Origin of the sequence: Persephonella marina EX-H1, from assembly GCF_000021565.1 — a bacterium.
GTDB lineage: Bacteria > Aquificota > Aquificia > Aquificales > Hydrogenothermaceae > Persephonella > Persephonella marina.
Window position 1 is genome coordinate 1,887,473 of record NC_012440.1, and the last position, 17,236, is coordinate 1,904,708.

Below are 17,236 nucleotides of genomic sequence, written 5' to 3' on the forward strand. Positions count from 1 at the left end.
AAAGATTATATATCAATTATTTGGCTGGGGTGGATTCATATAAGCTGTTAAAAATCCTGCTGAAACAACAAGCGGTATAACTATTATAACAGTAACAAGAGCTGCAAAGAAAACTGTGATGATAGTTCTTATCCAGCTCTCATTAAATGTCAGTTTGGCTATAAAAACCTGTATAATCAGGCCAACAAGTACAGATAGACCGAATGCTGCTATTCCCTTAAAATCAGGAGCTGCAAACTTAAGTAGTGCCCTTGTAGCTCCTATACCAACATATGCAAAAAGTGTGACAAGAAATGAGTACTTAAAAGATGGTCTTTTGAATAGAGAAAGCTTGGATGAATACCAGAATGAAAAACTTCCAGCCACAAGAACTATCGCCGAAAGAACAAAAACCTCTACCATTTTCTCACCTTCCTAAAGTTTGTATCTCTCACTGGAGTATGGGAGTATCTCAAGACCTTTTAAATGGGGATTTTCCACATTTTTATGCTGTATAAGAACCTTAAACTTCTCACCCATACCTTTTGGCAGAACAAGTGTTTTCAGTCTGTTCAGCCTCTCGTAAGACTCATAATCTCCCTTCTCCTGCAGCTGAGCAAAGATATCCATAAGACCAAGGTTTGTAAGAAAGTGTGCCTGATCTGTAAATCCTGTCAGCTCAAGTCCTGCTATTTTTCCGTAGTAGTTAAGTGCTGAGAAATTAACATGCGATGTTATATCCTGCATACCGACATTTTCGTAGTAGTTCTCAGAGTATCTGTGTTTGTAGTAACACAGAAGCGTTCCTTTCATCCTGTAGTATTTGTAAAGCTCAGCAGATGGATAACCGTAATCTATCGTTATAACGTAACCTTTTTTCAGCTTTTTCCCTATCTTCTGGATATAATCTGCAGCATCAAGATTTATCTCTGTTGTCATTCCCTCAGGTATGTTTATATTGAGCTCCTTCAGGTATCTGATTATATCCTCAGATGGATCTTTAAGTATCTCCTTCACATTGTCATCCTGATCCACAGTTATATAGATCTCGTATATCTTCCCATTTATCTTTCTTATCAGATGAACAGGGAAAGAGTCAAAAAGCTCATTTGAGAAAATAACGCCTGTTATACTCTCATCCTCAAAATCTATTATGTCCTGAACCCATCTGACATTATCAAAACTCTTCAGTATCTCCTTCTGGAGATTAACATGGTAAGGTGATTTTTCAATAATGATATACTCAGAATTTCTGTAAACATCTTCAAAATTGGCTCTTAAGAAGTTCAGTATATCGTAGGCGAGATATCCTTTCCCTGCCCCTATCTCAACTATCTGGAAATTTTTTTCACCCAACTTCTGGTATATCTCAACAAACTGTTTTCCAAGAAGCTCTCCAAAAGCTTTATCAAGTTCTGAAGCTGTAAAAAAATCACCATATCCACCTATCTTTGCCTTAGGAGAGGTGTAATATCCAAGTTCAGGATAGTAAAGGGCTATATCCATAAAATCCCTGAATGATATTGAACCTTCCTTCTTTATCCTGTTCTTAATGATATTCACAAGCTGTTGTTTACCTGTCAGTTTCATCATCTGTATCATCTTATAGAATTTCACCTCTCAAAATTATAGATTAATTTTCAAAAAAGGGGGAAGGGATATGCTTATAATACAGATCATACTCTTTATTCTAACAGATATATCTTTCTCCCTTGAAAAAGCTGTTATTCAGAAAAAGCCAGATCATATACATATAAAGTCTGAGGTAATCCCAGACTATAAAAATAAAAAAATCAAAAAATACAGAAAGAGTAAAAGGGAGAAGTATTATATAACAAAGGAAAATGGAAAGATATACCACAGACCTTCATGCAGGTTTGCGAAGAGGATAAAAAATAAGGTAAAGATCAAAAGTATAAGATCAGCAAAAAGGAAAGGTCTTCGTCCATGCAAAGTATGTAAGCCATAGATCTGTGTTGTATAATTAAAAACCAAAAACTCAGAGGGACAATCATGTGCGGAATTATAGGATATATAGGAAAAAGGAATGCTGTTCCTGTCCTGCTTTATGGTCTTCAGAGACTTGAGTATAGAGGATACGACTCTGCAGGTATATCTGTAATAGATAAAACCGGAAACAAGATCATTGTAGAGAAACAGGTTGGTAAGATAAAAGATCTTCAGGAACATCTCTGGAACAAAAAGATAGAAGGCCATATAGGCGTGGGTCACTCGCGATGGGCCACACACGGCAGTCCGACCATTGAAAATGCTCATCCCCACACAAGCCAGAAAGGAACAATATCTATAGTCCACAACGGGATAATAGAGAACTACCTTGAGCTGAAAAAGGAGCTTATCGAAAAAGGATACAGATTCAGATCAGAGACAGACACAGAGGTTATAGCCCATCTTTTTGAGGATTTTTACACCGGAGATCTTCTTGAGACAGCCTTAAAGGTTGCAAAAAAACTTGACGGAGCTTATGCGGTAGGAGTCATATCAACATACGAGCCTGACAGGATTATCGCCATAAAAAAGGGAAGTCCACTTATCATAGGTCTTGGAAAAGATGAGAACTTTATAGCATCAGACATTCCGGCAGTTTTAGAGTACACAAAAGATTTTATAGCACTTGAGGATGGAGAGATAGCACTTGTAACAAAGGATAATGTAGAGATCTACAATCTTGAAGGAAAAAAACTAAACAAAAAACCGTTCCATGTAACATGGGATGTATCTGTTGCTGAAAAAGCCGGATACAAACATTTTATGCAGAAGGAGATACACGAACAGCCGAGAACTATCGGAGACACAATAACAGGATTCTTATCATCAAAGGATGAAGACCTTTACAGAATGATAAAAGATACAGACAAACTTTATATAATAGCCTGTGGAACATCATACCACGCTGCACTTGTTGGGAAGTTCTGGATAGAGAAGTTTGCAAGGATTCCTGTTGAAGTTGATTACGCATCAGAGTACAGATACAGAGACAGAATAATAGATAAGAAAACTGTAGTTATGGGAATAAGCCAGTCTGGAGAGACAGCAGACACAAGATTTGCCCTTTTAGATGCAAAGAATGAGGGAGCGAAAACATTATCCCTTGTTAATGTTGTTGGCAGTTCACTCTCAAGGGAAACAGACTTTGTTTTATACACTTACTGTGGTCCAGAGATAGGCGTTGCAGCAACAAAAACATTTACAGCCCAGCTTGTTGCACTACTGCTTTTTGCCCTTGAGGCAGGACTGGGAAGAAAAACCATTACAAAGGACGACTATGAAAAAATACACAACGAGCTTTTACATATACCCTCTAAAGTGGAAGAGATCCTGAAAAAAGATGATGAGATAAAAGATCTCGCCCACAGATATATGAATGCATCAGACTTTCTCTTCCTTGGCAGGAATATAAACTACCCTATAGCATTAGAGGGAGCATTAAAGCTGAAAGAGATCTCATACATTCATGCTGAAGGATACCCGGCAGGTGAGATGAAACACGGACCTATAGCCTTAATAGATGAGAAACTTCCTGTAGTCTGTGTAATTCCTAATGATAGATATTACGAAAAGATGTTCTCTAACATACAGGAAGTAAAGGCAAGGAAAGGTAAAGTTATATCAGTCGCAACAGAAGGTGATAAGCAGATAGAGAATGTATCAGATGAGGTTATTTATATACCGGAAACATTGGATCCCCTATACCCTATTCTAACTGTTATCCCCCTTCAGCAGCTCTCATACCACATAGCAACCCTTCTCGGTAAAGATGTTGACCAGCCGAGAAACCTTGCAAAAACTGTGACTGTGGAGTAGTCCGCTCATTGAAGAGGCCGGTTATAGGGATTGATACAAAAGCCGATACTAAATAGGAGACCTAATATTAAACCTGAAAGAGCTTTTAAAAGAAGAAGATATAGAGATCTAAACCCCTTCAAGCCTCACAAAATCAATATTCCAACCCAATCAAATTCCTTAAAAACAGATAATCTGATAAAATCTTGTATTAGAAAAATATAAATAATCTAATAAGCAAGGAGGTATAAATGTTAAATCCACACGGAGGAAAACTGATCAACAAAATCGCAACAGAAGAGGAAAGAAAGGATCTGACTGAAAAGGCAAAAACTCTGAAAAAAATAGTTATAGCTGACAGATATGTTAGCGACTGTGAGATGATAGCCAATGGAGGATTTTCTCCTCTTGATGGTTTTATGACAAAAGAGGATGCAGAAAGTGTAATCAATGATATACAGCTGAAAAACGGCCTTTTATGGGCTATTCCTATAGTTCTTCCTGTTGGGGAGGATGTTTTTAACCAGATAAAGATAGGTGATGAGGTTGCCCTGTACGACAGACATAACAGACCTATAGCCATTATGGTTGTTGAAGACAAATACACACTTGATCTTGAAAACTACTGTAAGAATGTTTTTAAAACAACAGATATAGAACATCCAGGTGTAAAGGTTGTAAAATCAGCAGGAAATAAGTTTATAGGTGGAGAGATAATAAGACTTTTAAACAGACCTGTAAGGGAAGGTATTGATGAGAAATACTACCTTGATCCTGCACAGGTAAGGGAAAACATAAAAAACAAAGGCTGGAAAAAGATTGTAGCATTCCAGACAAGAAACCCTATACACAGAGCACATGAATACATAATAAAGGTTGCCCTTGAGCCTATGGACGGTGTGATGATACACCCACTTGTTGGAGAGACAAAGCCAGATGATATCCCGGCAGATGTAAGAATGAAATGTTACGAGGTTCTGATAGATAACTACTTCAACAGGGAAAAGGTTCATCTAAGCGTTTTACCTGCATCTATGCATTATGCAGGTCCAAGGGAAGCTATACATCATATGCTTATGAGAAAGAACTATGGAGCTACACATATGATAATAGGCAGAGACCATGCAGGAGTGGGCGATTATTACGGAACATACGAGGCACAGGAGTTTGTTGAGCAGTTCGTTGATCAGCTTGAGATACAGCCTCTAAAGTTTGAACACTCTTTTTACTGTACAAAATGTGAAAATATGGCTTCTTTCAAGACATGTCCACATCCAAAAGAGGATCATATACACCTCAGCGGAACAAAGGTAAGAGCCATGCTGAGGGAAGGGAAAAGGCCTCCAAAGGAGTTCTCCAGACCTGAAGTTGCAGATATCCTTATAAAATGGGCAACAGGTAAAAACGGATAAGCAACGAAAAAGTTTCGTAAGACTGAAATATTGTTATAAATAGAGGTTATATTTATATTAAAGTTACCAAAGTATCTGGAGGCTAAAATGCCAGCTCTTGCAGAAAAGAAAAAACCAAAAACAACAGGGGAAAAGAAAAAAGGTCGTCCCAAAATACCGGACTATTTAGTATACGAAATACTGGGAAACAAAAAGATCTACTACAGGGACTACAAGAAGGTTTTATCTGGAGAACTTCCACCGGAGGCTGTTATGGGAAGCAGTGACTTACAGGCATGGATAATCTTTTTAATAACATCTTTTTTATCAAAGAAAATTGACCTAAAGAAATATATGGTTCTTATCAACGAAGTAGGATACTTTTACACACCTTCCCGCTCAAAAAAATGGCTTAATCTTGATATTGCAATCATAAACAGAAAAAAACTGGGTAAACCTGCCGGAACTTATCTGAAAGTTCCTCCAGAGGTTGTTATTGAGGTTGACACTAAGGCGGATCTTAAAAAGTTTGGTTCGGAAATGGATTATTTCTTGAAAAAAACAGAAACACTTTTAGAGAGTGGTGTGAAAAAAGTTATATGGATCTTTACAAAAGAGAAAAAGCTCCTGGTTGGAGAAAAAGGAAAGAGATGGTTTATAACAGACTGGGATGACAATATTGATCTCATAGAAGATATAAAGCTAAACCTACATCAGCTTTTAAAGGAGGAATCCGGAGAATAATTCATGACTGATCTCAAAGAAAAGAGAGTTCGCCTTTCCGAAGAAGAGATAAAAGCCATAAAAGAAACAGCAAAAGAGATCTTTGGAGAAAAAACAAAAGTATATCTTTTTGGAAGCAGAACAGATATACACAAAAAAGGTGGAGATATAGACATCCTTATCGTTCCAAAGGAAAAAAAAGACCTATTTAAGAAAAAGATAAAGCTATCTTCAAAACTTGAAAATATTTTAGGGAAACCTGTTGATGTAATAGTAAGCAGAGATAAAAACAAACCGATAGAAAGGGAAGCTTTAAAAGGGGTTAAAATATAAAGAAGACTAACCTATTTTTAAGAGACTAAAACACCAGGTATTTTGCTGTGAAGGATATAGAAATACATCTACTGAGACATAAAAAGCTTTATAACGAGATAGAAAAGCATATAAAAAGATTAGAGTATGCTATGCTTTTGATCAGCTAAAAGTATAAAAGGTGACTGATGAACACTACTAAAAGACAGGCTTGAGGAAGAGGAGATAAAAATCATCAAAGATGCTGTGAAAAAATACGATCCAGATGCTGAGATCATAATCTTTGGAAGCAGAACTGACCTGACAAAGAAGGGAGGAGATATAGACATACTTGTTGTATCAGATAAAATAGATTACAGAAAAAGAAGAAAGATCCGCGTGGATCTTCTTTTAAAACTTGGAGAGAGAAAGATAGACCTGATAATTACGGACAATCCTGAAAAAAGCGAGTTCACAAAAATGGCGTATAAATACGGAGTAAGAATTTGAAGGAGTTACGTGGTATAATAAAATCAAAAAGAGACAGATATGAAGGATCTAATCAATGAACTTATAAAAATTTCTAAAGAAGCAGGAAAAGAGATATTAGATGTATACAGCTCTTATATATCCGTTGAGTACAAGGAAGATAAATCACCTCTGACAGAGGCAGACAAAAGATCCCATCAGGTGATAACAGACAGTCTTGAAAAAATATCAAGCTACCCAGTTCTGAGTGAAGAAGGAAAAGATATACCATATAACGAGAGAAAGAACTGGGAATACTTCTGGATGATAGATCCGTTAGACGGAACAAAAGAATTCATAAAAAGAAATGGAGAGTTTACAGTCAATATAGCCCTCATACACAAAAACAGACCAGTTCTCGGTGTTGTTTACGCACCGGCAATTGATACACTCTATTACGGCGGTAAAGATATAGGAGCTTACAAGATCAATAACAATGAGACTGCTGATCTAAACAGTATAAAACCATCTGAAGAATATCCGAAAAGAATTACAGTTGTTGCTAGTAAATCGCATCTAAACGAGGAAACAAAAGAGTTTATAAAAATGCTTGAGAATTTTTATGAGAATGTTGAGACCACATCTATAGGATCTTCCCTCAAAATATGCCTGTTAGCAGAAAAAAAGGCTGATATATATCCCCGTATAGCACCGACTATGGAATGGGATACGGCGGCTGCCCACGCAGTATTGAACGCAGCTGGAGGCAGAATTATCAGGTATGAAAAAATCCAGAACCTTCAAGATCTTAAAGACCTGCCAGAAATAGAGTACAACAAAGAAAATCTTTTAAATCCACACTTTGTAGCCATAAGGTCAGATGTCTTTTGAAGTATTAATCTTACTTGCGGTTATATTATTCTTAATATCTGGTCTATATTTAGAGATCTTTCATCCTGCTGCTGTCTTTTTTATTGCAGTATCGGTTCTTGTACTGACAGGTGTCCTGACACCATCTGAGGCCTTATCAGGCTTTTCAAACGAACAGATAGCCACAATAATCCTTCTCTTACTTGTCAGCAATCTCGTACAGAAGATGGGAATAGTGAACTACTATTTCTCAAAGATACTTAAAGAAAATCTCACATACAGAAGTTTCTTAGGAAAAATGTTTATTATGGTCTCTTCCCTGTCTTCATTCCTGAATAACACACCTATCGTTGCTATGCTCATTCCATATGTTTACGACTGGAGTAAAAAAAAGAAGATAGCCCCTTCAAAACTTCTCATTCCCCTATCTTATGCAGCTATCCTCGGTGGAACGGTAACACTTATAGGAACATCAACAAACCTTCTCGTAAACGGCCTTGTAGTTGAAAACGATCTTAAACCTCTTGAGATATTTGATTTTGCCTATGTGGGAATTCCCGCTGCTATAGCAGGATTTTTATACATGTTTTTTATCGGATACAGGCTTCTTCCTGATAGAAAAGATGTTCTTGAGTCTTTTTTAGAAAGAAAAAAGGAGTATATAGTTGAAACTGTGATAAGAAAGGGTTCTCCCCTTATAGGAAAATCTGTAAAAGAAGCCCAGCTGAGAAATCTAAAAGGTTTATTTCTGATAGAGATAATTAGAAAACAAAAAAAGATATACCCTGTTTCACCACAGGAGATTCTGGAGGAAGATGATATTCTTATCTTCGCAGGCCAGACAGACTCCATCACAGATCTGATATCCTCAAAAACAGGATTATCACTGCCCGATTTCTGTATAGTAAACAGCGAAAAAGTAGATGTTGTTGAGGTTGTTATATCAAATAACTCCTCTCTGATAAATAAAAAAGTAAGGGATACGGACTTTAGAGCAAAGTTTGATGCTGCTATACTGGCTGTTCACAGAAACGGGGAAAAACTGAGGGGAAAGATTGGAGAGATATCTTTAAAACCTGGAGATCTCCTGCTTTTAATAACCGGAAAGGATTTCTGGAAGAGAGCCGAGGACACAACGGATTTTTATATAGTCTCTAAAATAAGGGAGATCTTCAACATTGACACAAAAAAGGGGAACCTCGTTTTTCTAAGTTTTATATCTGTTATTATTCTGTCAGCACTGAAAATCATTCCTCTGTTTACCGGTCTTATAATTCTTATAGCAGGATTTGTTATATTCAGAATCACCTCTTATTCTGAGATAAAAAAGGGTCTGGATATAAACCTGATAATAATCGCAGCTCTTTCTTTAGCTGTAGGAAAAGCAATGATATTAACAGGAACAGCTGATCTGCTTGCTATGTATATAAACACATTATTCTCACCTTTAGGTGTTTTTGGTGCATTGTTCGGGATATACATACTTACAAACATTCTCACAGAGTTTGTCACAAATATAGCAGCTGCATCAATAACATTTCCAATAGCACTATCTTTAGCTTACTCACTGAATACAGATCCAACAGCTTTTGTTCTCGCTGTAGCTTACGGAGCTTCTGCAAGCTTCATAACACCGATAGGATACCAGACAAACCTTATGGTTTATGGGGTTGGTAACTACAGATTTAAAGATTTTGTCAAGGTAGGATTACCTTTATCTTTCATCTATGCGATAATATGTATATCATTATTATTTTTTATATTTTTATAAGACAGGAGGGTTTTTATGTTGACTGAGGGTAAAAAATTTATAATTCCTCACAAAGGAAAAATAAAAAAAGAGGACAGACAGAAATTAAAAGGACATAAATCAGCAATACTTTGGTTTACTGGGCTTTCTGGAAGTGGAAAATCAACACTTGCACACGCTGTAGAAGAAAAGCTTTTTGAGATGGGTGTTCATACTTATGTATTAGATGGAGACAATGTTAGAAGAGGAATAAATAAAGATCTTGGATTTTCTGAAGAAGACAGAAAGGAAAATATAAGAAGGATAGGTGAGATATCAAAACTTTTTGTTGATGCTGGGATAATAGTCCTTTCAGCATTTATATCCCCATACAGAAGGGATAGAGAGTTCGTGAGAAACCTCGTTGAAAAAGATGAGTTTATAGAGATATACGTAAAATGTCCTTTAGAGGTCTGTGAAACAAGAGATGTAAAAGGTCTGTACAAAAAGGCGAGAGAAGGGCTGATAAAAAATTTCACAGGTATAGACGATCCTTACGAAGAACCGGAAAATCCAGAAATAGTTGTTGAGACAGACAAGGAACCTCTTGAGGAAAGCGTTGAGAAGATAATAGGCTATCTTAGAAAAAAAGGTTATCTGGAAAACCTGTAGTAGATTATCCTGTGGAAAACAAAATCACAAAAGTAAGGCTTACAGAAGAAGAGATAAAAGCAATAAAAGAAACTGCTCAGGATATTTTTGGAAAAAAGACAGAAGTCTATCTTTTTGGTAGCAGAACGGATATAGATAAAAAGGGAGGGGATATAGATTTGTATATTATCCCAGAAAAAAGGGACAATCTGTTTGATAGAAAACTAAAGTTCCTTGTAAAGCTTAAAAGCAGAATCGGTGAACAGAAAATAGATGTTATAATAGCAGGCAGTTGTGACAAAGATATAGAAAAGGTAGCGAGGGAAACAGGGGTTTTACTGTGAAGGACATGGAAATACATATATTGAGGCATAAAAAACTGTACAATGAGATGGAAAAACATCTAAAAAGATTAGAATACGCCTTTGATGAGCTTCAAAAAAGAAACTACTTACCACTTTCTGCCCAAAAAGTAAAAGAAATCTTGCAGATTGAAGAACTGGTTCCCATCTTAGACCAAATTACTTACAGATATTCAAAGCTTCAGGAAACCCTTGGAAAATTAATAAGAAGTTATCTATACCTTAAAGGAGAAAATGTAGAAAACTTACCTATCATTGACGTCATAAATACAGCATCAAAATATGGAATTGATATAGATAAAGAAAAATGGTTTGAGTTGAGAGAGTTGAGAAATATTCTTGTACATGAGTATGAAGATGAAACTTATAAGATCGCCGATACACTGAATAAGATTTATGATGAGCTAAAATTTTTAGAAAAGCTTAAAAATCAGCTTGAGATTAAAGGAAACTAAAAAACAGGATAAGATGACAGATATAATAAACAGAATAAAGAACAAACTAAACAAAGACATTCATCTAAAGGAGCTTTTAAAGGGTTCTTCTATAGCTTTTGTATTGAGGATCATTGGAATTATTGCTGGATATATCTTTACTCTCCTGATAACCCGTGGATACGGCGATAAAAAAGTTTTAATACAGTGCTATAAAATCATTTTTGATGTAAAATTATTACCTCAACGAAGGATCAATTTTAACGGTTAGCTACGGCTGGAGGGATTATATGAAAGTAGTCATATTAGCAGGTGGTTTTGGAACAAGATTAAGCGAAGAAACAGATATAAAACCAAAACCTATGGTAGAAATCGGTGGAAAACCAATTTTATGGCATATAATGAAAATATATTCTTCCTATGGATTTAATGATTTTGTTGTATGTCTTGGTTACAAAGGTTATGTTATAAAGGAATATTTTGCAAACTATTTCCTACACATGTCCGATGTAACAATAGATCTGAAAAACAATCAGATAGAAGTCCACGATGTCAAAGCTGAACCGTGGAAAGTAACTCTCGTAGATACTGGTCTGAACACAATGACCGGTGGCAGAATAAAAAGAATCAAAAATTACATTGGTAACGAAACATTTATGTTAACTTATGGGGATGGAGTAGGAAACATAAATATCAAGGAGCTTTTAGAATTTCATAAAAAACATGGCAGATATGCTACACTTACGGCTGTTCAGCCTTCAGGTAGATTTGGAGCTTTAGATCTTGAAGATGTTCAGGTAAAAGCTTTCAAAGAAAAACCAAAAGGTGATGGTGCCTGGATAAATGGAGGATTTTTTGTTTTAGAACCACAGATTTTTGACTATATAGAGGGCGATGAAACTATCTGGGAAAGAGATCCTTTAGAAAATCTCGCAAAAGACGGACAGCTTATGGCATATAAGCATACTGGTTTCTGGAAACCTATGGATACATTAAGAGATAAGAGGGAATTAGAATCTTTATGGCAGTCTGGAAATCCACCATGGAAGGTCTGGGAAGACTAAATAGATGAAAACTATACTGATCACGGGAGCTACAGGCTTTTTAGGAAGTCATCTTACTGAAAAGTTATTAAATGATGGATTTAAAATTATTATTTTAAAAAGAAGTTTCTCAAATACATGGCGAATAAAACATATATTAGATAGATTAACCAGTTATGATGTTGACAAAACACCTCTAGATGAGATTTTCAAAGAAAACCAGGTAGACGTAATAATCCATACCGCTACACTGTATGGTAGAAAAAAAGAAACTATTTCACAGATAGCTGAAGCAAACTTCCTTTTTCCTTTAAAAATTCTTGAACTTACTATAAAAAATAATGTTAGATACTTTATAAATACAGATACATCTCTTCCCAAGTATTTAAACTATTATTCCCTCTCAAAAAGCCAGTTTAAAGAATGGTTAAAATTTCTATCAAAAGATTTAACTGCTGTAAATATAAAATTAGAGCACTTTTACGGAGAAAAAGACGATCCAACTAAGTTCATTACATGGCTTATTGACCAGTTTTTAAAAAATACTGGTGAAATCAAACTTACTGCTGGCGAACAAAAAAGAGATTTTATATACATAGAAGATGTAAAAGAGTTTTATTCCATTTTGATAAAATCTCTCGATAAATTTGACAAAGGATTTTATGAGTACGAACTTGGTTCAGGTCATGCGGTAAAGATAAAAGAACTTGTCTTAAAAATCAAAGAACTTACAGGAAATACAAAAACATACTTAAACTTTGGGGCTATTCCCTACAGAGGAAACGAGATAATGCTTTCTCAGGCTGATATATCAAAGATAAAAAAAGATTTTAGCTGGGAACCTAAATGCTCACTGGAAGAGGGTCTTAAAAAAACTATAGACTGGTACAGGAGACACAGTGATGAAAAATCTCTTCAATAACATATACGAAGGAAAAAGAGTTCTAATAACAGGTCATACAGGGTTTAAAGGTTCATGGATAACTTTATGGCTTAAACATCTTGGAGCAGAAGTAATAGGATACTCCCTTGAACCCCCAACAGAACCAAGCCTATTTGAAACACTCCAACTTGATAGAGAAATTATTCATATCATTGGAGACATAAGAGATGAAAATAAACTAAAAGAAGTATTCAATAAATATCAACCAGATATAGTGATACACATGGCAGCTCAACCACTGGTAAGATATTCCTACATTAATCCTAAAGAAACCTATGAGACAAATGTGATAGGAACATTAAACGTGTTTGAAGCTGTAAAAGAAACTGACAGCGTCAGAGTAGTAATAAATGTTACAAGTGATAAATGCTATGAGAATAAAGAATGGGTTTATGGCTACAGAGAAAACGATCCTATGGGTGGTTATGATCCTTACAGTTCAAGTAAGGGTTGTGCAGAGCTATTAACCTCAGCTTACAGAAAATCATTTTTTAATCCTAAGGATTATGGGAAAACCCATCACGTTGCTTTAGCATCAGTAAGAGCAGGTAATGTTATTGGTGGAGGAGACTGGGCTGAAGATAGATTAATCCCTGACTGTATAAGATCTCTTTCAAAAGGAGAAACAATCCATATAAGAAACCCAAAAGCAACAAGACCATGGCAGCATGTTCTTGAACCTCTATCAGGTTATCTCTGGCTGGGAGCTTTAATGTGGGAAGAACCTGTAAAGTACAGCGAAGGATGGAATTTTGGACCTAACGATGAAGATATCTTAACTGTGGAAGAGATAGTAAAAGATGTTATCAAAATATGGGGAGATGGAGATTACACAGTAAATCCTGACAATAAATTTCATGAAGCAAGGCTACTTAAACTTGATATAAGTAAAGCCCATTCCTATCTTAAATGGAAACCTGTCTATAATGCAAGAAAAGCTCTCTTAGAGACAATAAACTGGTATAAAATCTATCTATCAAAGTCAGAAAATATTTATGACTATACTGTAAAACAGCTTTCAGAATATGTAGAAAAAGCTCAAGAAAAAGAACTAATATGGACTAAATAGAAAAGAGGGAAAAGATGGGAAAAAAACCTAATCTTTTAAATCAAGAAGAAATCAATAAACTCTCATCCATAGAAAACAAGGAAGAATTAGACCAGATAATTAGAGAAAATATAAAACAACTAGCCAGAGTATATTTTGAACACTGCAAAAAAGATATCAATAGAAAATACATTCCGCCATCTGGAAAGGTTCTGGATGAAAACGAACTTTTTTACATGATAGACGCTTCCCTTGATATGTGGCTTACAACAGGAAGATTTAATGACCAGTTTGAAAAAAAACTTGCAGAGTTTATAGGAGTAAAATACGCTCTGACTACGAACTCCGGTTCTTCTGCAAATCTACTGGCAGTATCTGCTCTGACCTCTTATAAACTTGGTGAAAAGAGATTAAGAGAAGGTGATGAAGTTATTACTGTTGCCGCTGGATTTCCAACAACTGTAGCACCTATCATACAGAATAATCTTATACCTGTTTTTGTTGATGTAGAACTGGGAACTTACAACATAGATCCAGATCAGATAGAAAACGCCATTACAGAGAAAACTAGAGCCATATTTGTTGCCCACACTCTTGGAAATCCATTCAATTTAGATAAAGTTATGGAGCTTGCAAAAAAGTACAATCTCTGGGTAATAGAAGACAACTGTGATGCTTTAGGCTCAAAATATAGAGGAAAGTACACAGGCTCATTTGGACATATATCAACGATAAGCTTTTATCCTGCCCACCATATAACAATGGGCGAAGGTGGAGCGGTTCTCACAAATGATGATGAGTTATTTAAAATAATAATGTCTATAAGAGACTGGGGCAGAGACTGCTGGTGTCCACCTGGAAAAGATGATACCTGCGGAAGAAGATTTAATTGGAAACTAGGGAATCTTCCTAAAGGGTATGACCATAAATATATATACTCACACTTGGGCTATAACCTAAAAATTACAGACTGGCAGGCTGCAATTGGTCTGACACAGCTTGAAAAATTACCAGAATTTATAGAAAAAAGAAAAGAGAACTTTAAACTCCTGCATGAAGGACTAAAAGAGTTTGAAGAATACTTAATTCTGCCTGAAGCCACACCAAACAGCGATCCTTCATGGTTTGGTTTCCCGATAACTGTAAGAGAAACTGCACCTTTCAGTAAGTTTGAACTGGTAAGATATTTGGAAAGTAATGGCATAGGGACAAGACAGCTCTTTGCCGGAAATATGCTCAGACATCCTGCCTTTATAGAAACAGATATAAAGCTGAGAATAAAAGATTCAGGAATCATAAACTCAAAGGATTTATCCGAACAGCATTATAAACTACTGCCAAACACTGACGAAGTGTTAAAAGGAACTTTCTGGATAGGCGTATGGCCAGGTATAAATAATAAAGATATTGAACACATCATAAATACATTTAAAACTTTTATAAAAGGAGTTAAATAGATGAAATATCTGATTACAGGAGGCTGTGGTTTCTTAGGTTCAAACCTTGCAACTGAAGTTTTAGGAAGGAATGAAGAGCTTATAATTTTTGATAATCTTTACAGAGTAGGTTCTTATAAAAATCTGGAATGGTTGAAAACAAAGGGAAACTTTAAATTTGTCCACGGCGATATCAGGAATAGAGAAGATATAGAGAGTGTAATAAAACAAGAAAAACCAGATATTATCTTTCATCTGGCTGGACAGGTTGCTATGACCACCTCAATACAGAATCCAAGATTAGATTTTGAAGTAAACGCCCTTGGAACTTTTAATTTGCTTGATTCTGTTAGAAAGTTTTCACCTGAAAGTATCGTAATCTACTCTTCCACCAACAAAGTCTATGGTGATCTGGAATGGGTTAATTATGAAGAAACAGAAACCAGATACATAGCCCCACAATTTCCAAAAGGATTTCCTGAAAATATACCTTTAGAGTTCCACTCACCTTACGGATGTTCAAAAGGGTCGGCAGATCAGTATATGTTAGACTTTTACAGAATCTTTGGAATAAGAACAGTCGTTTTTAGACATTCTTCAATGTACGGTGGAAGACAGTTTTCAACATACGATCAGGGATGGATCGGCTGGTTCTGTCTAAAGGCTGTTGAAACAAAAAAAGGTATTTTGAAAGAACCTTTTACAATTCACGGCAATGGTAAACAGGTACGAGATGTTTTATATGCAGACGACATGATAGACCTATATTTCAAAACGGTAGAAAACATAGAGAAAGTAAAAGGAGAAGTATTCAATATAGGCGGAGGAATGGAAAACAGTTTATCTCTACTTGAACTTTTTAACCTTTTAGAAAGTATGTTAGATATAAAATTGGAGTATAAAAAACTGCCACCGAGAGAAAGCGACCAAAAAGTATTTGTTGCTGACATAACAAAAGCTGAAAAGTTAATTAACTGGAAACCTAAGGTTTCCAAAGAAGAAGGAATAAAAAGAATGATCAACTGGATTGAAGAAATTATATAAATAAAATCTGAGGTAACTAATGGAGAAACCTGTTCTATCCGTATGTATTCCAACTTATAACAGGGGAGAATTTTTAGACAAAACAATTGAAAGTATAGTTAAACAGATTAGAGAATTAGGCTTAAATAATCAAGTAGAAATCTGTATCAGTGACAACGCATCTACAGATAATACAGAAGAAGTAGTAAATAGATGGTTAAATGAAAAAGATATAAGAATTGTGTATCATAAAAACCAGACTAATCTTGGTGCAGATAGAAACTTTATAAAAGTAATAGACATAGCAAATGGTGAATATTGCTGGTTTTTAGGAAGTGATGATATCGCAAAAGAGGACTCTATATTAATAATACTAAATCATATTGAAAATAAGCAATTTGATATATTTCTTTATGACAGATTAAATTTTGTATCAGATCTTTCTAAATCCAGATTAGAATCTTGGAAAAATGGAGAATTTGAGATAAATAAAAATAATCTAAAAGAATACATATCATATCTTGATAAACTTGGTGGACTTTTTTCTTATATTTCCGTGATAGTATTTAAAAAAGATAAATGGATGGAAATAATAAAAACAAAAAAAGAGGAAATAGAAAAATTTATCGGAACTCAATATATCCATTCCTACATTTTGCTTAGCATGATTGAAGCAGGTAGTTTTATGAAATATACAAATGTTCCTATTGTCTACAATAGGCTTGGTAACAGCGTGTTCCTAGAAAAAAGAAACTACTTTAAAAGGATAAAGCTTGATTACAATTACTTACCAATAGCCAGATCAATATTTGGTAGAGAGATTGAAGAAGCCATAAAAGAACTTCTGAAAAGGAAAAACACAATCCCAAAACTTCTAAGAGCTAAATACTTTTTAGAATCCGCAGAACAAGATGAATTTTATAAATTTTTAACAGATTATGAATTGGTAAAAAATCCTTTAATTATAAAGCTTTTTCCAAATCCTTTAATAAAACTAATGCTCACTATTTATGCTCAGATGAAAAAACAGAGAACTTAGAG

General features: G+C 35.2%; 20 protein-coding genes. 18 read left to right on the plus strand and 2 right to left on the minus strand.

Translation table 11 applies throughout. The features are described 5' to 3' along the window. Nucleotides 1-12: 12 nt before the first annotated feature. Complete coding sequence (locus PERMA_RS09830) at nucleotides 13-402, minus strand: hypothetical protein (protein ID WP_012675410.1); 390 nt, start codon at nucleotides 400-402, stop codon at nucleotides 13-15. Between the two features lie 12 nt (nucleotides 403-414). Next, nucleotides 415-1,581: a class I SAM-dependent methyltransferase gene (locus PERMA_RS09835; protein ID WP_015898968.1), complete on the minus strand. Its 1,167-nt coding sequence runs from the start codon at nucleotides 1,579-1,581 to the stop codon at nucleotides 415-417. 58 nt (nucleotides 1,582-1,639) lie between these two features. Between PERMA_RS09835 and PERMA_RS09840 the strand changes: the two genes are divergently transcribed. The 18 genes from PERMA_RS09840 to PERMA_RS09925 all read left to right on the plus strand — a co-directional run bounded on the left by PERMA_RS09840 (nucleotide 1,640) and on the right by PERMA_RS09925 (nucleotide 17,234). After that, complete coding sequence (locus tag PERMA_RS09840; RefSeq protein WP_012676758.1) at nucleotides 1,640-1,948, plus strand: Ada metal-binding domain-containing protein; 309 nt, start codon at nucleotides 1,640-1,642, stop codon at nucleotides 1,946-1,948. Between the two features lie 44 nt (nucleotides 1,949-1,992). Further along, on the plus strand, nucleotides 1,993-3,804 hold the full coding sequence (gene glmS, locus PERMA_RS09845; protein WP_012675997.1) for a glutamine--fructose-6-phosphate transaminase (isomerizing): 1,812 nt from the start codon (nucleotides 1,993-1,995) through the stop codon (nucleotides 3,802-3,804). A 230-nt stretch (nucleotides 3,805-4,034) separates the two neighbouring features. Then, the gene (sat, locus tag PERMA_RS09850) at nucleotides 4,035-5,195 is read left to right on the plus strand and encodes a sulfate adenylyltransferase (RefSeq protein WP_012676055.1); all 1,161 of its coding nucleotides are present in this window, start codon (nucleotides 4,035-4,037) and stop codon (nucleotides 5,193-5,195) included. A gap of 87 nt (nucleotides 5,196-5,282) precedes the next feature. Next, nucleotides 5,283-5,918 carry a hypothetical protein gene (locus tag PERMA_RS09855; RefSeq protein ID WP_012676920.1) on the plus strand — a complete coding sequence of 212 codons (636 nt, stop codon included), beginning with the start codon at nucleotides 5,283-5,285 and terminating at the stop codon, nucleotides 5,916-5,918. A 3-nt stretch (nucleotides 5,919-5,921) separates the two neighbouring features. Beyond that, on the plus strand, nucleotides 5,922-6,230 hold the full coding sequence (locus PERMA_RS09860) for a nucleotidyltransferase domain-containing protein (protein WP_012675720.1): 309 nt from the start codon (nucleotides 5,922-5,924) through the stop codon (nucleotides 6,228-6,230). A 225-nt stretch (nucleotides 6,231-6,455) separates the two neighbouring features. Continuing rightward, nucleotides 6,456-6,698 carry a nucleotidyltransferase domain-containing protein gene (locus PERMA_RS09865; protein ID WP_012675666.1) on the plus strand — a complete coding sequence of 81 codons (243 nt, stop codon included), beginning with the start codon at nucleotides 6,456-6,458 and terminating at the stop codon, nucleotides 6,696-6,698. Between the two features lie 39 nt (nucleotides 6,699-6,737). Continuing rightward, nucleotides 6,738-7,547 carry a 3'(2'),5'-bisphosphate nucleotidase CysQ gene (cysQ, locus tag PERMA_RS09870; protein ID WP_012675636.1) on the plus strand — a complete coding sequence of 270 codons (810 nt, stop codon included), beginning with the start codon at nucleotides 6,738-6,740 and terminating at the stop codon, nucleotides 7,545-7,547. Beyond that, the gene (locus PERMA_RS09875) at nucleotides 7,537-9,297 is read left to right on the plus strand and encodes an SLC13 family permease (RefSeq protein ID WP_012676880.1); all 1,761 of its coding nucleotides are present in this window, start codon (nucleotides 7,537-7,539) and stop codon (nucleotides 9,295-9,297) included. The genes cysQ and PERMA_RS09875 overlap by 11 nt, the downstream gene beginning before the upstream one ends. 15 nt (nucleotides 9,298-9,312) lie before the next feature. Beyond that, complete coding sequence (cysC, locus tag PERMA_RS09880; RefSeq protein WP_012676021.1) at nucleotides 9,313-9,927, plus strand: adenylyl-sulfate kinase; 615 nt, start codon at nucleotides 9,313-9,315, stop codon at nucleotides 9,925-9,927. Between the two features lie 11 nt (nucleotides 9,928-9,938). Continuing rightward, complete coding sequence (locus PERMA_RS09885; RefSeq protein ID WP_015899013.1) at nucleotides 9,939-10,250, plus strand: nucleotidyltransferase domain-containing protein; 312 nt, start codon at nucleotides 9,939-9,941, stop codon at nucleotides 10,248-10,250. 5 nt (nucleotides 10,251-10,255) lie between these two features. Continuing rightward, a complete protein-coding gene (locus tag PERMA_RS09890; protein ID WP_012676824.1) occupies nucleotides 10,256-10,723 on the plus strand; it encodes a hypothetical protein in 468 nt (155 codons plus the stop codon). Nucleotides 10,724-10,736: 13 nt separating this feature from the next. Next, nucleotides 10,737-10,973 (plus strand): hypothetical protein, encoded by a 237-nt coding sequence (locus PERMA_RS09895; RefSeq protein ID WP_015898882.1) that lies wholly within the window; start codon nucleotides 10,737-10,739, stop codon nucleotides 10,971-10,973. A 19-nt stretch (nucleotides 10,974-10,992) separates the two neighbouring features. Next, nucleotides 10,993-11,766, plus strand: a complete 774-nt coding sequence (gene rfbF / locus PERMA_RS09900; RefSeq protein ID WP_012676538.1) for a glucose-1-phosphate cytidylyltransferase — start codon at nucleotides 10,993-10,995, stop codon at nucleotides 11,764-11,766. A 4-nt stretch (nucleotides 11,767-11,770) separates the two neighbouring features. Beyond that, nucleotides 11,771-12,667 (plus strand): NAD-dependent epimerase/dehydratase family protein, encoded by an 897-nt coding sequence (locus PERMA_RS09905; protein ID WP_012675646.1) that lies wholly within the window; start codon nucleotides 11,771-11,773, stop codon nucleotides 12,665-12,667. Further along, nucleotides 12,648-13,757 (plus strand): CDP-glucose 4,6-dehydratase, encoded by a 1,110-nt coding sequence (rfbG, locus tag PERMA_RS09910; protein ID WP_012676294.1) that lies wholly within the window; start codon nucleotides 12,648-12,650, stop codon nucleotides 13,755-13,757. The genes PERMA_RS09905 and rfbG overlap by 20 nt, the downstream gene beginning before the upstream one ends. A gap of 14 nt (nucleotides 13,758-13,771) precedes the next feature. Beyond that, nucleotides 13,772-15,193 (plus strand): lipopolysaccharide biosynthesis protein RfbH, encoded by a 1,422-nt coding sequence (gene rfbH / locus PERMA_RS09915; RefSeq protein WP_012675415.1) that lies wholly within the window; start codon nucleotides 13,772-13,774, stop codon nucleotides 15,191-15,193. Continuing rightward, on the plus strand, nucleotides 15,194-16,216 hold the full coding sequence (locus tag PERMA_RS09920) for a GDP-mannose 4,6-dehydratase (protein ID WP_012676346.1): 1,023 nt from the start codon (nucleotides 15,194-15,196) through the stop codon (nucleotides 16,214-16,216). 19 nt (nucleotides 16,217-16,235) lie between these two features. Next, on the plus strand, nucleotides 16,236-17,234 hold the full coding sequence (locus PERMA_RS09925; protein ID WP_012675207.1) for a glycosyltransferase family 2 protein: 999 nt from the start codon (nucleotides 16,236-16,238) through the stop codon (nucleotides 17,232-17,234). Nucleotides 17,235-17,236 lie beyond the last annotated feature (2 nt).

Excerpts from the sequence above, each read along its gene's own strand:
- PERMA_RS09860 (WP_012675720.1), top strand. The coding sequence starts at position 5,922 with ATGACTGATCTCAAAGAAAAGAGAGTTCGCCTTTCCGAAGAAGAGATA.
- cysQ (WP_012675636.1), top strand. The coding sequence starts at position 6,738 with ATGAAGGATCTAATCAATGAACTTATAAAAATTTCTAAAGAAGCAGGA.
- PERMA_RS09890 (WP_012676824.1), top strand. The coding sequence starts at position 10,256 with ATGGAAATACATATATTGAGGCATAAAAAACTGTACAATGAGATGGAA.
- PERMA_RS09855 (WP_012676920.1), top strand. The coding sequence starts at position 5,283 with ATGCCAGCTCTTGCAGAAAAGAAAAAACCAAAAACAACAGGGGAAAAG.
- PERMA_RS09895 (WP_015898882.1), top strand. The coding sequence starts at position 10,737 with ATGACAGATATAATAAACAGAATAAAGAACAAACTAAACAAAGACATT.
- PERMA_RS09905 (WP_012675646.1), top strand. The coding sequence starts at position 11,771 with ATGAAAACTATACTGATCACGGGAGCTACAGGCTTTTTAGGAAGTCAT.
- PERMA_RS09835 (WP_015898968.1), bottom strand. The coding sequence starts at position 1,581 with ATGATACAGATGATGAAACTGACAGGTAAACAACAGCTTGTGAATATC.
- rfbF (WP_012676538.1), top strand. The coding sequence starts at position 10,993 with ATGAAAGTAGTCATATTAGCAGGTGGTTTTGGAACAAGATTAAGCGAA.
- PERMA_RS09925 (WP_012675207.1), top strand. The coding sequence starts at position 16,236 with ATGGAGAAACCTGTTCTATCCGTATGTATTCCAACTTATAACAGGGGA.
- glmS (WP_012675997.1), top strand. The coding sequence starts at position 1,993 with ATGTGCGGAATTATAGGATATATAGGAAAAAGGAATGCTGTTCCTGTC.
- sat (WP_012676055.1), top strand. The coding sequence starts at position 4,035 with ATGTTAAATCCACACGGAGGAAAACTGATCAACAAAATCGCAACAGAA.
- PERMA_RS09830 (WP_012675410.1), bottom strand. The coding sequence starts at position 402 with ATGGTAGAGGTTTTTGTTCTTTCGGCGATAGTTCTTGTGGCTGGAAGT.
- PERMA_RS09840 (WP_012676758.1), top strand. The coding sequence starts at position 1,640 with ATGCTTATAATACAGATCATACTCTTTATTCTAACAGATATATCTTTC.
- rfbG (WP_012676294.1), top strand. The coding sequence starts at position 12,648 with ATGAAAAATCTCTTCAATAACATATACGAAGGAAAAAGAGTTCTAATA.
- PERMA_RS09875 (WP_012676880.1), top strand. The coding sequence starts at position 7,537 with ATGTCTTTTGAAGTATTAATCTTACTTGCGGTTATATTATTCTTAATA.
- PERMA_RS09920 (WP_012676346.1), top strand. The coding sequence starts at position 15,194 with ATGAAATATCTGATTACAGGAGGCTGTGGTTTCTTAGGTTCAAACCTT.
- cysC (WP_012676021.1), top strand. The coding sequence starts at position 9,313 with ATGTTGACTGAGGGTAAAAAATTTATAATTCCTCACAAAGGAAAAATA.
- rfbH (WP_012675415.1), top strand. The coding sequence starts at position 13,772 with ATGGGAAAAAAACCTAATCTTTTAAATCAAGAAGAAATCAATAAACTC.